A 14,156-nucleotide genomic window follows, 5' to 3' on the forward strand; every position below is an offset into this window, starting at 1 on the left:
AATGCTTCGCTCTGCCGCGCGCGTGGTGGAATCGCGCATTGGCGCAAGCGCTACAATCCGCTGCATGCGGCAAGCGCTTGCCCGATCGCCCCGCCATAGCGCCTCACCGCCTCGCGCCGAAACCGCACCGCTTCCGGAACCCGACATGCACCCGTACACCAAAGCGCTCGCCTGGCTGTGGCGCGAACTGCGGATCGCCATTCCGATCGGCGCGCTCAGTACGCTGCTGTTCAGCACGCTCGCCGAGAACTCGCTGGTGTCGAACCTGAAGTACTCCTTCAGCATCACGCTCTGCATTCAGGCGCTGATCGAGGGGGGACGCTACGGCCTCGCGGCCCTCGTGAGGCGGCGTGGCGATGGCGAGCATGCGCAGGCAGGCGGCCAGCGCGTCTGGCCGGGCTGGCCACTGATGGCGCCCTGGCTGGTGTTTTCCGTATTCGTCGGCTACTTCGCGGGGCACGCGCTCGGCGACCGGCTCACGGGCGTGCATCGCGACGCGTTCGCGTTCTTTCGCAACACCAATGTGCTGCTGCCCGCCTTCGGACCCACCTTCGCGCTGTCCATCGGCTGCACCTGGTTCTTCTATACGCGCGGGCGCCTCGCGGCGATGGAAGCGCGCACGCAGACCGCGCTGCGCACCGCGGCCGAGAATCAGCTCAGGCTGCTCGTCTCCCAGCTCGAGCCGCACATGCTCTTCAACACGCTCGCCAATCTGCGCGTGCTGATCGGCAGCGATCCGCCGCGCGCGCAAGCCATGCTCGACCACCTGAACGCCTTCCTGCGCGCGACGCTCGATGCCTCGCGCTCGGACTCGCACGCGCTTTCAGCCGAATTCGCCCGGATTCGCGACTATCTCGAACTGATGCAGGTCCGCATGGGCCCGAGGCTCAATGCCACGCTCGATCTGCCTGAGGCCTTCGCCGCGCTGCCGGTGCCGCCGCTGTTGCTGCAGCCGCTGGTGGAAAATGCGCTCAAGCATGGGCTCGAGCCGAGCGTGGCGGGTGGTCAGATTGAAGTCTGCGCCCGGCGCGAAGGCGACGCGCTCGTCCTCAGCGTGCGCGATACGGGCGCGGGTCTCGCGGACGAATCCATCGATGGCCCGGGACCGGGTACGCACTTCGGCGTACGGCAAGTACGCGAGCGGCTCGCCGCGTTGTACGGCGACGCCGCGCAATTCGAGCTCACGTCGCCCACCGACGGACGCGGCGGCGCGCTCGCAACCGTACGCCTGCCGATCGCACCGGCATGTTGATCAAAGTCCCAACGTGCTTGCCGAAGAGCGCCGAGATACACGCCGATGCATGACCCCACCACCGACACTGCGAAACAGCCCATGCACGCCACCGCCCTGATCGCCGAAGACGAACCGCTACTGGCCGCCAGCCTCCAGGCCGAGCTGCTGCGGCTGTGGCCGCAATTGAGCATCGTCGCGATGGTGGGCGATGGCGCGTCCGCGGTGCAACAGTGCCTGGCCCTGCGCCCTGACCTCGTGTTTCTCGACATCAGGATGCCGGGGATGAGCGGGCTGGATGCCGCTCAGGCCATCGCCGAGGACTGGCCCGACGCAAACGGCGCGCCGCCGCTGCTGGTATTCGTCACTGCATACGACGAGTACGCCGTGCGCGCGTTCGAGCGGTCCGCACTCGATTACGTGCTCAAACCCGTGCAGTCCGAGCGCCTCGCGCAGACCTGCAAGCGGCTGCAGGCGGCGCTGAGTGTGCGCGCGCAGCCGAACCCGGGTGACGCAACGCAGCGCGCCACGCACACGGCCGACCCGCAGGATCCGCAAGATCCGCACGAACCTCCCGATGCGCTCGCGCCGCTCGTCGTGCAATTGCGCACGCTGCTGGGCATCACGGGCTCCCATGCAGCGCCCGCCGCCGAACCCCTGCGGATGATTCAGGCGAGCACCGGCAACACCATCACGATGGTTCCCGTCGACGATGTGCTGTATTTCGAAGCGGCGGACAAATACGTGCGCGTGGTCACGGCGCAGCGCGAGCACCTGATCCGCCTGTCGCTGCGCGAGCTGCTGCTGCGGCTCGACCCACAGCGGTTCTGGCAAATCCATCGTGGCACGGTCGTGTGCGTGGACGCCATCGCCAGCGCGTCACGCGACGAGGCCGGCAAGCTCACGCTCGAGCTGCGCGGCCATCAGGCGTTGCTCAGCGTGAGCCGCCTCTATGCGGAGCGCTTCAAGGGGATGTGAGCACGGCAAGCAGATCGATGCGCACGCATCGATCCGCGACACCGAGATGCTGCCCGGATCAGTGGCGCTTATGCGGCAGATGCAGGTGAGGCAAACGCAGATGCGGCACCTTCCGCGCGTTCAGCTCGTCTTCCAGATACGCCTGCACGATGGCGTGATACGAGGCGTCGGCCGGGAAGTGGAGCGCTCGCGCACGCTTCGTGTTCCAGCTTGCCGGCCAGCTGCACACGATCCTCTCGACGGTCGCGTCCGGCTCCCATGCGACGCGCGCGACGGCCGCCGGGCCGCCCACCTGGCTCAGCGTCTCCACCATCTCGTCGACGCTCGTCGAGATCCCCGGCAGATTGACGATGCGCCGCTCGCCCAGCGCGGCCGCGTCGATCTCGCCGCCCGCCACGAGGCACTGAATTGCCATGCGCGGCGAGATCAGCAGCACGGGGGTCGCGCCGCTCACGGGGCACACCGTGGTCTCGCCGTTCAGCGGCTCGCGCATGATGGCGCTCGCAAACGACGAGGCCGCGCCGTTGGGCTTGCCGGGCCGCACGCTGACGGTGGGCAGGCGCAACGCGCGCCCATCGACGAAACCGCGCCGCGAGTAATCGCACAGCAGCAGTTCCGCGATGGCCTTTTGCGTGCCATACGAAGACTCGGGATTGAGTGCGGTATCGTCCTGGACCTCTTCGGGCAGCTCGCCGCCATAGACGGCGACCGAGCTCGTGAACACCACGCGCGGCTTGTGTCCGCGCGCGCGGCACACGTCGAGCAGCGTGCGCGTGGCGTCGACATTGATGCGCATGCCGAGCTCGAAATCGGCCTCGGCCTCGCTGCTGAGGATGGCCGCCAGATGAAAGATCACGGCCGTTTCGGCGTCGATCACACGTTCCAGCACCTCACGCTGCGTGATGTCGCCGACCTCGACGCGCACACGCGCGTCATCCGGTCCGGTTGCCTGTGTCATGTCGAGCAGCACGAGCTCGGTGATCGGCTCGGGCGCCGCGCCCGCGCCTTGCGGCGCCATGCGCAATGCGCCGCGCGCGAGCAGCTCGCGCGCCAGACGCTGGCCCAGAAACCCCGCACCGCCGGTGATCAGCACTTTCATGTTCGAACGCTCCGTTCATGCATCATGGGACTGACAAAGGACATTCCCCGCGACGCGCACCGCCGCTGCGAGACGTTCGACTAGCGCGTGCGCTTTGTACGTCGTCGTCGGATGGGCGGCGAAGCGGGGCCTAGAAAAACTCCAGTCTAAAGCGTGGACCGCGAGTGACCCAATGATAAACCCGGATCGCGCTCGCGCCACGCCTTACACGCTTCAAACGATCACATCCACGCTTCCTTACGAGCATATTCGCGCTGACGCTGGCACCCAAAACATCCGCACGGGCCGATGAAAACCGCGCCAAAGCAAGGGGTATTCACGAGCGCCGCTGCAAAACAGAAGCTGCGCCGCGCAGCGATGTGCCTGTACCATGGAGGTGTCGCGTGCGCCAAAGCGCGTGCTCGCACCTCCATGTTCAGCGCGAAAATGAGTCCGAAACTCGCCTGCGAGCTCCCCTGAATCCGCTCATCCGTACATAAGCCTCGACTGCGTCCGCCGGTGATTGCCCTTTCTCGACTCCCGCTCGTTCTCTGCGTCCTGCTCCTTGCCAGCCTCACCGCGACAGCCGCATTCGCCGCCACGACGCAGCGCCAGCACGCCGAAAAACGCGTACAGGTGGCCGTAAAGAAAAAGAAAATCACGCGCAAGCCGCACCCCGCGCAGCGCACGGCACCCGCCGTCGCGGCCGGCAAGCTGTCCGATCCCAAACGCCGCGCGAAGCGGATGAAGACCCGGGCCGCGCCGCATACGTCGCGTCCGTCGCACGCGGCGAACACCACACGCACCGCTCACGCCTACGTGGCAAACACCACAAATGCCGTTCACGCCTACGCGGCAGGCACCGCAACCACAACTAGCCCGCGCCTGCTCGCGCGCTGCGGCTTCACGCCGGCCTCGCGCAGGCAACTCTATTCGCGCTCGGTCTATATCGTCGATGAAAAGACGCACGCGCCGCTCTACGCGCGCAACGCCGACACCGTCGCGCCCATCGCTTCGGTCTCGAAGCTCATGACCGCCGTGGTCTGGCTCGATCAGCACGCCACGCCGCTCGGGCAGCGCATCGCCGTGACCGACGCCGACCTCGACACGCTCAAGTTCACGCACTCGCGGCTCTCGGTGGGATCGAGCCTCTCGCGCGCCGACATGCTCCATATCGCGCTGATGTCCTCGGAGAATCGTGCGGCGGCGGCGCTCTCGCGCGACTATCCGGGCGGACGCACCGCCTTCATAGCGGCGATGAACGCCAAGGCGCGCCGCCTCGGCATGCCGCACACGCACTTTGTCAACGCAACGGGCCTCTCGCCGCAGAACGTCTCCACCGCGCGCGAGCTTGCGCGGCTCGTGCGCGCGGCCAACGGGTATCCGCTGATTCGCCGCTACTCGACCGACCACCAGCAACTCGTGTTCGCGGGCCACGGCGAGCTCCAATATGTGAACAGCAACCGCCTCGTGCGTTACGGCCGCGTGCAGGCGAGCCTGCAGAAAACGGGCTTCATCAACGAGTCCGGACACAACATGGTCATGCGGGTGATGGTGCACGGGCGGCGTCCCGTGATCGTCACCCTGCTCGACAGCGCGAGCGCCGAAGGCTCGCGCCTCGACGGCGAGCGCATCGCACACTGGCTCAACTGCTCGCTGCGCTAGGGCCTGTTCACGCCAATAACAGACCCTGGTACACGCCCTCGCCATTCATCCTCTGCGTACGAATTAGCCACGCACCACTTCCACCCAGTTTGCCCCCTTGCCGACTGGGTACTGCCCGGTCTCGTGCAACGCACCGGTCTGACCGTCGATACGGTAGACGCTCATCACCGGCGACAACTGCCCCACCGCGAACAGATAGCGCCCGGACGGGTCGATATTGAAGCCGCGCGGCTGCTTTTGCGTGCCATACGTGCCGATGCGCTCGAGCTTGCCTGTGTCCGCCTCCACGCGAAACGCCGCGAGCGTGCTGGACGTGCGCTCGGACGCGTAAAGGAAGCGCCCATCCGGCGTGAGATGCAGATCGGCGCCCCAGGGCTTGTCGCCATGAAAATCGGGCGGCAGGATCGACACGGACTGGATGAGTTGCACGGCACCGCGCGCGCGGTCGAACGCAAGCGCCTGCAGCTTGCCATCGAGTTCGTCGAGCACGTAGACGAAGCGCTCATCCGCGGAGAACACGAAATGACGCGGGCCCGATCCGGCGGGCAAGGTCCACGCAGGTACCGGTACTTCGGCGAGCTGCCCTGTCGACGCATCGAAATCGAGCCGCACTAGCTGATCCGCACCGAGCAGCGCCGCGAACACGAAGCGATTGTCGGCCGACGCGCGGATTGCATGCGCGTTCGGCCCCGTGCCGACGATCTGCTGCACGCCGCCGGCCACGCCGTCGTCGCCGATGCGGTTCACCGCGAGCAAATTGCCGCCATACGAGGCACCCAGCAGATAGCGCCCTGCTGCATCGGTGGCGATATACGCCATGCTCCCGGCAAGCGGCGCCCGCCCGAGCTCGGTGAGGCGGCCATTGAGCGGATCGATCGCGAAGCTCACCACGCAATACGGTTGCGAGCGCAACGCCGCGTAGAGCCGGCGCCGATCGGGGGACAGCGCCATCGGCATGATCGCCCCGCCTGCCGGCACCGTCTGGACCGCGGCGAGTGCGCATGCCGCTTCGTCCATCGGGTCGATGCGGTCCATGCGGAACACCGAGATGTCCTCGCTCTCCGAATTCGACACGTACACGTACGTCGCGCCCGCCATTCGCTGCTCATCGTTGTTACCCATGTTGTCCTTTTCGCCGTACTTGCCTAGACCGCCCGCCGGACGGTACCTCCGCGACCGGCCACACAGCAAAGCCGCCCGATAATTTGTCAAACAACAACATAATCAATGGAGCGTAGCAGTTACACGTTTACCCGGAATCTACGCAATAACACGTGCAATTCGGTTGATTCGTCGCTGAGCGACATTGTAGGATGACCCCTGACAAGCTGACAACACGTCTTACAACACAAGCCCTCAGACACCCATTCGCTCACTTTCGCCCACCCACCAAGGTCCATCCCCATGCCGTTGAGCCGTACCGCAACCCCGGCCGATGTCGCCACGCGTACGAAGGTCCGTTACCTCATCCTCGCGCTGATCTTCATCATCACGACGCTCAACTACGCGGACCGCGCCACGCTCTCGGTCACCGGCTCCGCGATGCGCACGGAGTTCGGCCTCGACGCCATCCGCATGGGCTATATCTTCTCGGCGTTCAGCTGGGCCTATGTGCTCTCCCAGGTGCCCGCGGGCTGGATCCTCGATCGCTTCGGCGCGCGCCGCGTCTACGCGGCCAGCATCTTCTTCTGGTCGCTCTTCACGCTGCTGCAAAGCGCGATCGGCGTGCTGGGCGGCGCGGCCGCCGCCATTGCCGCCCTGTTCGTGCTGCGCTTCGCGATGGGCGTCGCGGAATCGCCCGCCTTTCCGGCCAACGCGAAAGTGGTCGCGAGCTGGTTCCCGACTCACGAGCGCGGCACCGCGTCGGCCATCTTCAATTCGGCGCAATACTTCGCGGCCGTGGTCTTCACGCCGCTGATGGCCTGGGTCACGCACGCATACGGCTGGCATCACGTATATCTGATGATGGGCGTCGGCGGCCTCGTGCTCGCGCTGGTTTGGCTCAGAGTCATGAAGCATCCGGCAACCCATCCGCATGTGAACCGTCAGGAGCTGGAATACATCGAGCAAGGCGGCGGCCTCGTGTACGGCCATCAGCCAAAAGCACGCGAACGCTCGGCCGGCGACGGCTGGCAGCGCGTGCGCCAGTTGCTCACGAACCGCATGCTGATGGGCGTGTATCTCGCGCAGTTCTGCATCAACGTGCTCACCTATTTCTTTCTCACGTGGTTCCCGATCTACCTCGTGCAGGCGCGCGGCATGACGATCCTGCAAGCGGGCATGGTGGCCTCGCTGCCCGCGGTCTGCGGCTTTCTCGGCGGCGTGCTGGGCGGCGTGATCTCCGACGCGCTGATTCGCGGCGGCCTTTCGCTGACCATGGCGCGCAAGGTGCCGATCGTGGCCGGCATGGCGCTTTCGGCCTGCATCGTCGGCTGCAACTACGTGCACAGCGACTGGATCGTAGTGGCGCTGATGTCGCTCGCATTCTTCGGCAAGGGCGTGGGCGCGCTCGGCTGGGCCGTGGTCGCCGACACCGCGCCGAAAGAAGCCATCGGCCTCTCAGGCTCGATCTTCAACATGTTCGGCAACGCGGCGGGCATCGTCACGCCTATCGTGATCGGCTACCTCGTAGCGAAGACGGGCTCGTTCGACGGCGCGCTTGCGTTCGTGGGCGTCAATGCGGTGGTGACCGTGCTCAGCTATCTCGTGATCGTCAAGGAGATCAAGCGGGTCGAGCTGGTTTGAGCGGCGCATCCGTGACGCCGGTGCAGCGCCGCTGCACGAGCGCGCGTTGCCGGGCTCCTTGCGCGAATCAATTCACATTGAAATGAACGCGGACATCCTGATGGCTTTCGACGGGGTGGCCGTTCTCCATGGCCGGGAAGAAGCGCCACTGCCGAAGCGTGGCGAGCAGGATCTGATTGAGCCGCGGGATTTGCGTGGGCTTCACGAGTTCAACGTCGACGGTGCCGTCCGCATGGACGACGAAGCGCGCGACAGCCACCGCCTGATAGCCCTGCTCGCGCAGGTCGTCGGGCAATTCGGGCAGCGGTTGTGCCAGCAACCGCGCCTGCTGGCTGATGCCCGCGGACGAACCGGGCGCATGCTGGGGCTCACCCGACGCCGCCGTGCCGCCGCTGGTGGGCGGCGCGTCCTGAGCGCCAGGCGCTGCGTTGGCCACAGGCGTTGACGGTGCGCTCGCGTCATGCTGCGTGGGCGTCGTGTCCCGCGCGGACTCAAGCGCGGGGCGTGGCGGCCGTATCGCACGCTGCACGTCGTGCACCGTGCTGTTGCGCAGCGTCTGCGATGGACGCGCAGGCACAAACTTGTGATGAGACACAGCAGGGGCTTCGTCGCGCGCAACGCTCGGCTGTGCCGTCTCGCTCGCGCGCGGCGCGCCGGGCAATTCGATCACCTGAAGCTCGATCGGCGGGCGCGGCGCGGCGGCGGCGGGCTGTTCGCCGGCAATGAGCCAACGGGCATGCGCAAGAAAGAGCCACCACACGGCAGCGCCGAACATCGCGGCAACGATGAACCTCGGCACATTGCGATGACCGCTGTCGTTGCCGGTTGCGTTGCCGGATGTACCGCTTCGTGACATCTGCACGCTACTCACGATGCACGGCCACCAGAAAATGCTCGGCCCCCGCCTTGCGCGCCTCGAGAATGGCCTTCACGACCACGCCATGCGAAGCGCCGTCGTCCGCGGCCACGATCACGTCGCCATCCTTGCGAAGCAGCTTCGCCACAGCGCGGTCCACCTCATCGAGCCGCACAGGCTGCTGATTCACGAAGACCTGGTTGGCGCGATTCACGGCCAGTGTGAGCGGCTTGTCGGCCTGCATCGGCTGGGCCTGGCCGCTGGGCAAGTCGATATGCACCGCATCGAGTCTTTGCATCGCCAGAGTCGTGAGCATGAACGTGGCGAGCAGAAAGAACATCACGTCGATCATCGGAATGATCTCGATGCGGCCACGCCTCGACGTGCGCGCGCGACGCAGCTTCATGCCGGCGCTCCCGAACCTTCGCGCGCGAGCCGCACGGCCCCGAGCCGCGTGTTGGCGAAAGTCTCCAGCTCGTCCATGAGCCGGTCCATGCGGCGCGAAAAGTAGTTGAACGCAAAGAGCGAGACCAGTGCGATCACGAGCCCGATTGCGGTGGCCACGAGCGCCTGCGCGACGCCTCCGGACACGCCCGCGGGATTGACGAGGCCATCGCCGCCGATGAGCCGGAACGAATGCATCATGCCGACGATCGTGCCGAGCAGCCCGAGCAGCGGTGCGGCCGTCACGATCGTTTCGAGCATCCAGAGGCCGCGGCTCATGTCGCGCTGGATCTGCGAGGCGGCAGTGTCGACCTGGTTCTCGATGAACCAGATGGGTGCACCGTCCTCCTCGAACAGCGCATCGATGCGCCGCAGCACATGGCCATCGGGCAGCGCTCGCGCCGCCTCGCCGCACGGCGCGCTGGCGTAGCGCCACCACACCCAGGCACGATCGAACGTGACGGCCAGCGCGACGATCGCCAGCAGGCTCAGCGGGTAGACGACCCAGCCGCCGAGCTTCAACGCTTCGGCAACACTGTTCCAGTCGCTCATGATGGGACTCCTTTACCTTTACGCGGGAAACAATCGATCAAAAGTGCTTGGTGAGGCCCGCGTAGATCGCGCGCTGCGGACCATACTGGGGCGCGCCCACACCGATGCCGGAACCATCGCGCAACTCATAGACGCGGCCGAACGCATTGACGAGCACGAGCCGGGCGTCGAACTTGCCGATCATCGGCTCGTTGAAACGCTGGATCACGCCCAGATTGACCTGCGCATACCACGGCAGGCGGTCGGTATTCGCGAAGCCGCTGCGCAGCCCGCTGCCAACGATCGCGTCGGCCGTGAGCGTGGTCGCGCCAAGCGTCCAGGCGCCGCCGAACGATGCGGTGATGCGCTGGTCGTGATCGAGGTAGACCCAGTGGTTCGCGATATAGGCCAGTTCCTCGGCATCGAAATTGAACTGCGCCGATTCGATGTTCTTCCCCTGCGCCCGGCTGTACGCGACGTTCAGGTACGCGCTCACGTTGTCCTGGTGGTAGCTCGTCGTGAACTCCAGGCCATAGACGCGCCCGTACTGATAGTTGAACGGCGTGAAGATGAGCGCGGTGCCGAACTGCCCCTCGTCGAGCAGGTCGCTCGCGCGCTTGTAGTACGCGTCGAGCCCGACGGTCAACGCGGGCGTCAGGCGCTGCGTGATGCCGATGTCGAAGTAATCGTCGCGCTCGGGCTTCACCGGATCGTTCTGCGAAGTCAGGCTTTGATTAGTCGTGCCATTGAACTTGCTGATCGTCGAATCCGAAACGAGCTCGAACGCCGGCGGCGTGAAATAGCGTGCATAGCCCGCGTGCAGCGTGGTGGCATTGGTCGGCTGATACACGATGCCGATGCGCGGGCTCACTTGTCCGGCCTGCACGTACTCGTCCATGCGGTCGTAGCGCACGCCGTAGTTGAGCGTGAGCTTGGGCGCGAGCTTCCATTCGTCCTGCAGGTAGAGACTGTAGAGATAGCCCGTTTTGGTGTTCGAGTCCTGCACGGTGAACGGCTGGTCGGAGGTCTGGTTGCCGTTTGCGTCGACGGGGAATACGGTCACGCTGTCGTCGAACACGGCGTGCTCCTGCTCGAACATGAGCCCGGCGCGCAGCGTGTGGCGATCGTTCAATCGATACGTGAAGTCGGCCTGCACGCCGTTCGCCTGGTTGCTGTGGAAGTCATTGGACGCCACGCCGTTGAAGATCAGGTCGCCCACCGGGTCCGGATTGAACTGCGTGCGCGTATAGCGCGTGAAAAGCGCGACCTGGTAATCGAGCGCCTCGCCGTTGGTGCCCTGCAGCGCCACAACCGCGAAATTATTCAACTCCGACTGCGTCTCGTTCAGGTTCGCCGAGTCAAAGGTCGACTGGCCATTGAGCGTGTAGACGGGGGCGAGCCCCGGCGTATTCGGAATCTCGAACTGGTTGCTCGCGGTGCCGAACATCACGCTCACGCGCGTGAGCGGGTTGAGCAGATACGACATGTAGCCGAAGCCGTTGCCCTGGCGCGTGTGGTCGTGCAGCGGGCTGCCGTCCGCGGTCGGCGCCTCGATGCCCAGATTGTTCTCCCCGAGCGAGCCTGAGAAGTAATAGCTGAACGGGCCGCTCGAGCCGAACACATCGGCGCTCGTCTGAATGGTCTGGTGGCTGCCGCCGTACACGTCGATGGTGCCGCCGTTGCCGGTGTCCCCCGATTTCGTGCGGATATCGACGATGCCCGCCGTGCGATAGCCGTACTGCGCTGGCAACGCGCCTGTCACGAGGTTCACCTGGTCGATGATGCGCGCGTCGAGCGACTGCCCGAAACCGCTGATCGGCTCCGGGATGATGATGCCGTTCAGGCGGTATTGCAGATCCGCGTGATCGCTTCGCACGTGCAGTTGGCCGTACGAATCGTTGGCGACGCCGGGCGCCTGCAGCAGCACCTGATTGAGCGGCGTGTTCGCGCCTTGTGGCGAGTTGTCGATGTCGGTCTGCGTGATCCGGTAGACGCTCGCGCCCACTTCGGGCGAGAGGCCGTTGCGGGCGCGGTCGAGGCGCTGCGCGTTGACGGTCACGTCGAGCGTGCCGTCTTTCTGGAGCACGACGGCGAGCGTTTCGGGCGAGGTCCCCGGCGCGATGGTCGCGACACGCGTGACGGCGCCGTATCCCTTTGCCTCCACCGTGACCGCATAGGCGCCGGGCGCGAGGTGGTCGAGACGAAAGCGCCCGCTTGCATCGGCCGTGGTTTGGGCAACGGCGTGGCCGCTGGCGTCCTGAAGCGAAATCTGGGCGTGGGCCGGCGCGTGGCCCTGCGCGTCGGCCACCGTGCCGGAAAGCGCGGCTTCGCCGCTGGCGGCGAATGCGGGGCTGCAAAGTGTACAGGCGAACAAAAGCCTACCGGCCTGCGTGATCAGCGAGCGGTTCATTGTCTTGTTGTGGTTCAGGGGTGGAAGTGCCTCTTGTGATGCGAGGACGCGCCGGATTCAGGCGCGGCGCATTTTTTGCGATGTTATAACATAACATTCAGAACAGGCAATCCCTATCTATTGGTGGGATTCACAATGAAGCTCTCGGCAAGGCGGCCGTAATCCGTTCAACCTCCTGGAATAAGCGGCCCGCACGCGCGTTAGCCCGATCGAGTACGGCTGCGCGCGTGACGACAACGGCGCGCCGACGCGGCCCAAGCGATGGTTTGCGAAGCATGGGACCGCGTTAAGCGCTTTGCTCCAAGTGCGGTCGACCGCGAAGCATGGGGCCGGAGTAAGCGCTGAAGCACTAACTCCGGCCGACAGGAGAACGTTCATGATCTTGTTTTTGATTGCCTGGCTAGGCGGCATCCTGACGATCGCCAGCCCCTGCATCCTGCCCGTCCTGCCTTTTGTGTTCGCGCGCGCGGGCCAGCCGTTTCTGCGCAACGGCCTGCCGATGCTCGTCGGCATGGCCGCCGCGTTCAGCGCAGTCGGTGCGCTCGCCGCCGTGGGCGGCGGCTGGGCCGTTGCAGCCAATCAGTACGCGCGCTACGCCGCCCTTGCGCTGCTCGCGGTATTCGGCCTCGCCCTGCTGCTCCCCACGCTCGCCGAACGGCTCACGCGCCCGCTCGTCACGCTGGGCGAGCGGCTCTCGGCCTCCGCGGATGCAGCCCAGCACGGACACGCGAGCGTCGCGCCCTCGCTGCTGCTCGGCGTGGCGACTGGCTTGCTGTGGGCGCCATGCGCAGGCCCCATTCTCGGCGTGATTCTCACCGGCGCCGCGCTGCAGGGCGCGAGCGCCCGCACTTCGCTGCTGCTTTTCGCCTATGCGCTTGGCGCGGCGTGCTCGCTCGCACTGGCGCTCGCCGTGGGCGGCAAGGTGTTCGCCACAATGAAGCGCAGCCTCGGCGTGGGCGAGTGGATCCGGCGCGCGCTAGGCGTGGCGGTGCTCGCAGGCGTGGCCGCAATTGCACTGCATCTGGATACCGGCTTGCTGACGCGCGTCTCGCTCGCCGGCACCAATCAACTCGAACAGCGCGTGCTCGACCGCCTCGCGCCCTCACGCTCACAGGCGCTCGCGCAGGCTGGCGCGCAACCGCCCACAGCGCCGCTCGCCATCAAGGCCTCCACGGCACCTGCGCCGGCTGAGGCCTTGCCAGTCGAAGGCACGCTTCCCCCGCTCGACGGCGCGGTTCAATGGCTCAACTCGCCGCCGCTCACGGCCGCCTCGCTCAAGGGCAAGGTCGTGCTCGTCGACTTCTGGACCTACTCGTGCATCAACTGCCTGCGCTCGCTGCCCTACGTGAAGGCTTGGGCCGATAAATACCGCGCCGCCGGGCTCGTCGTGATCGGCGTGCACGCGCCCGAGTTCGCCTTCGAAAAGGACATCGGCAACGTGCGCCGCGCGGTGACCGATCTCAAGATCGACTATCCCGTCGCCATCGACAACGACTATGCGATCTGGCGCGCCTTCAACAACGAATACTGGCCCGCGCACTATTTCATCGACGCGCAGGGCAATATCCGCCACCACCACTTCGGCGAAGGCAACTATCAGGAATCCGAACAGGTGATCCGCGAGCTGCTCACGCAGGCAGGCGCGCGCAACCTGCCGGGCGGCTTCGTCACCGACACGGCCACGGGCGCCCAGGCCGCGCCCGACATGGACGCGATGGAGTCGCCCGAGACGTATCTGGGCTATGAGAAGGCGCATGGCTTCGCCTCGCCTGGCGAGCCTGTCGCCGATGCCCCGCACCTCTATACCGCCGGCCCGCTGGATTTGAATCAATGGGCGCTCACGGGCACGTGGACGCTCGGCGCCGAGCATACGGACCTCGACCATGCAGACGGCGGCATCGTCTATCGCTTTCATGCGCGCGACCTGCATCTCGTGCTCGGCCCCGCCGCCGACGGCCACCCCGTGCGCTTCCGCGTGACGGTCGATGGCGCCGCGCCGGGCGCAAACCATGGCGCCGATGTCGATGCGAACGGCGATGGCGTCGTGACAGAGCAGCGCCTCTATCAACTCGTGCGCCAGCATGGCGAGATTGCGGACCGCACCTTCGAAATCCGCTTTCTCGATCGCGGCGTGCGAGCCTATTCGTTCACCTTCGGCTAGAGGCCGTGGCGGCGGCCCGCCACGCTGCCCGGTTGCCCTCGTCTGCTGCGGTGGGGC

11 protein-coding genes are annotated in these 14,156 nt (G+C 66.1%); 5 read left to right on the forward strand and 6 right to left on the reverse strand.

The genetic code is table 11. The annotated features are described in order from the left end of the window. Positions 1-145 precede the first annotated feature (145 nt). Both E1956_RS38870 and E1956_RS38875 read left to right on the forward strand, forming a co-directional pair. Positions 146-1,252: a sensor histidine kinase gene (locus tag E1956_RS38870; RefSeq protein WP_134758637.1), complete on the forward strand. Its 1,107-nt coding sequence runs from the start codon at positions 146-148 to the stop codon at positions 1,250-1,252. A gap of 81 nt (positions 1,253-1,333) precedes the next feature. Next, a complete protein-coding gene (locus tag E1956_RS38875) occupies positions 1,334-2,209 on the forward strand; it encodes a LytR/AlgR family response regulator transcription factor (RefSeq protein ID WP_134758638.1) in 876 nt (291 codons plus the stop codon). Between the two features lie 58 nt (positions 2,210-2,267). Here E1956_RS38875 and denD read toward each other — a convergent pair whose 3' ends face one another. After that, positions 2,268-3,308, reverse strand: a complete 1,041-nt coding sequence (gene denD / locus E1956_RS38880; RefSeq protein ID WP_134758639.1) for a D-erythronate dehydrogenase — start codon at positions 3,306-3,308, stop codon at positions 2,268-2,270. Positions 3,309-3,767: 459 nt separating this feature from the next. On the opposite strand from denD, the gene E1956_RS38885 reads away from it, so the two are divergent. After that, the gene (locus tag E1956_RS38885) at positions 3,768-4,952 is read left to right on the forward strand and encodes a serine hydrolase (protein WP_418789367.1); all 1,185 of its coding nucleotides are present in this window, start codon (positions 3,768-3,770) and stop codon (positions 4,950-4,952) included. A 63-nt stretch (positions 4,953-5,015) separates the two neighbouring features. Here the strand turns inward: E1956_RS38885 and E1956_RS38890 are convergent, their stop codons facing one another. Further along, the gene (locus E1956_RS38890; RefSeq protein ID WP_134758640.1) at positions 5,016-6,074 is read right to left on the reverse strand and encodes a lactonase family protein; all 1,059 of its coding nucleotides are present in this window, start codon (positions 6,072-6,074) and stop codon (positions 5,016-5,018) included. Between the two features lie 282 nt (positions 6,075-6,356). Here E1956_RS38890 and E1956_RS38895 point away from each other — a divergent pair, with 282 nt between their 5' ends. Beyond that, complete coding sequence (locus E1956_RS38895) at positions 6,357-7,697, forward strand: MFS transporter (protein WP_134758641.1); 1,341 nt, start codon at positions 6,357-6,359, stop codon at positions 7,695-7,697. Between the two features lie 67 nt (positions 7,698-7,764). Here the strand turns inward: E1956_RS38895 and E1956_RS38900 are convergent, their stop codons facing one another. From E1956_RS38900 to E1956_RS38915, 4 genes are read right to left on the reverse strand one after another with little or no spacing between them, the layout of a single operon-like run. Next, complete coding sequence (locus E1956_RS38900) at positions 7,765-8,553, reverse strand: energy transducer TonB (protein ID WP_232072205.1); 789 nt, start codon at positions 8,551-8,553, stop codon at positions 7,765-7,767. A gap of 7 nt (positions 8,554-8,560) precedes the next feature. Further along, positions 8,561-8,959, reverse strand: a complete 399-nt coding sequence (locus tag E1956_RS38905) for an ExbD/TolR family protein (RefSeq protein WP_133196616.1) — start codon at positions 8,957-8,959, stop codon at positions 8,561-8,563. Continuing rightward, entirely contained in the window at positions 8,956-9,549 is a 594-nt protein-coding gene (locus E1956_RS38910; RefSeq protein ID WP_134758642.1) for a MotA/TolQ/ExbB proton channel family protein, read from the reverse strand. The genes E1956_RS38905 and E1956_RS38910 overlap by 4 nt, the downstream gene beginning before the upstream one ends. A 37-nt stretch (positions 9,550-9,586) precedes the next feature. Continuing rightward, positions 9,587-11,938, reverse strand: a complete 2,352-nt coding sequence (locus tag E1956_RS38915; protein WP_134758643.1) for a TonB-dependent receptor — start codon at positions 11,936-11,938, stop codon at positions 9,587-9,589. A gap of 376 nt (positions 11,939-12,314) precedes the next feature. Between E1956_RS38915 and E1956_RS38920 the strand changes: the two genes are divergently transcribed. Further along, positions 12,315-14,099, forward strand: coding sequence for a cytochrome c biogenesis protein DipZ (locus tag E1956_RS38920; protein ID WP_134758644.1), 1,785 nt, complete (start codon positions 12,315-12,317; stop codon positions 14,097-14,099). Positions 14,100-14,156: the final 57 nt, after the last annotated feature.

Source organism: Paraburkholderia pallida (assembly GCF_004524855.1).
In the GTDB taxonomy this organism is placed as follows: domain Bacteria; phylum Pseudomonadota; class Gammaproteobacteria; order Burkholderiales; family Burkholderiaceae; genus Paraburkholderia; species Paraburkholderia oxyphila.

Coding starts and splice junctions, on each gene's coding strand:
- E1956_RS38870 (WP_134758637.1), top strand. CDS start 146: ATGCACCCGTACACCAAAGCGCTCGCCTGGCTGTGGCGCGAACTGCGG.
- E1956_RS38875 (WP_134758638.1), top strand. CDS start 1,334: ATGCACGCCACCGCCCTGATCGCCGAAGACGAACCGCTACTGGCCGCC.
- denD (WP_134758639.1), bottom strand. CDS start 3,308: ATGAAAGTGCTGATCACCGGCGGTGCGGGGTTTCTGGGCCAGCGTCTG.
- E1956_RS38890 (WP_134758640.1), bottom strand. CDS start 6,074: ATGGGTAACAACGATGAGCAGCGAATGGCGGGCGCGACGTACGTGTAC.
- E1956_RS38895 (WP_134758641.1), top strand. CDS start 6,357: ATGCCGTTGAGCCGTACCGCAACCCCGGCCGATGTCGCCACGCGTACG.
- E1956_RS38900 (WP_232072205.1), bottom strand. CDS start 8,553: ATGTCACGAAGCGGTACATCCGGCAACGCAACCGGCAACGACAGCGGT.
- E1956_RS38905 (WP_133196616.1), bottom strand. CDS start 8,959: ATGAAGCTGCGTCGCGCGCGCACGTCGAGGCGTGGCCGCATCGAGATC.
- E1956_RS38910 (WP_134758642.1), bottom strand. CDS start 9,549: ATGAGCGACTGGAACAGTGTTGCCGAAGCGTTGAAGCTCGGCGGCTGG.
- E1956_RS38915 (WP_134758643.1), bottom strand. CDS start 11,938: ATGAACCGCTCGCTGATCACGCAGGCCGGTAGGCTTTTGTTCGCCTGT.
- E1956_RS38920 (WP_134758644.1), top strand. CDS start 12,315: ATGATCTTGTTTTTGATTGCCTGGCTAGGCGGCATCCTGACGATCGCC.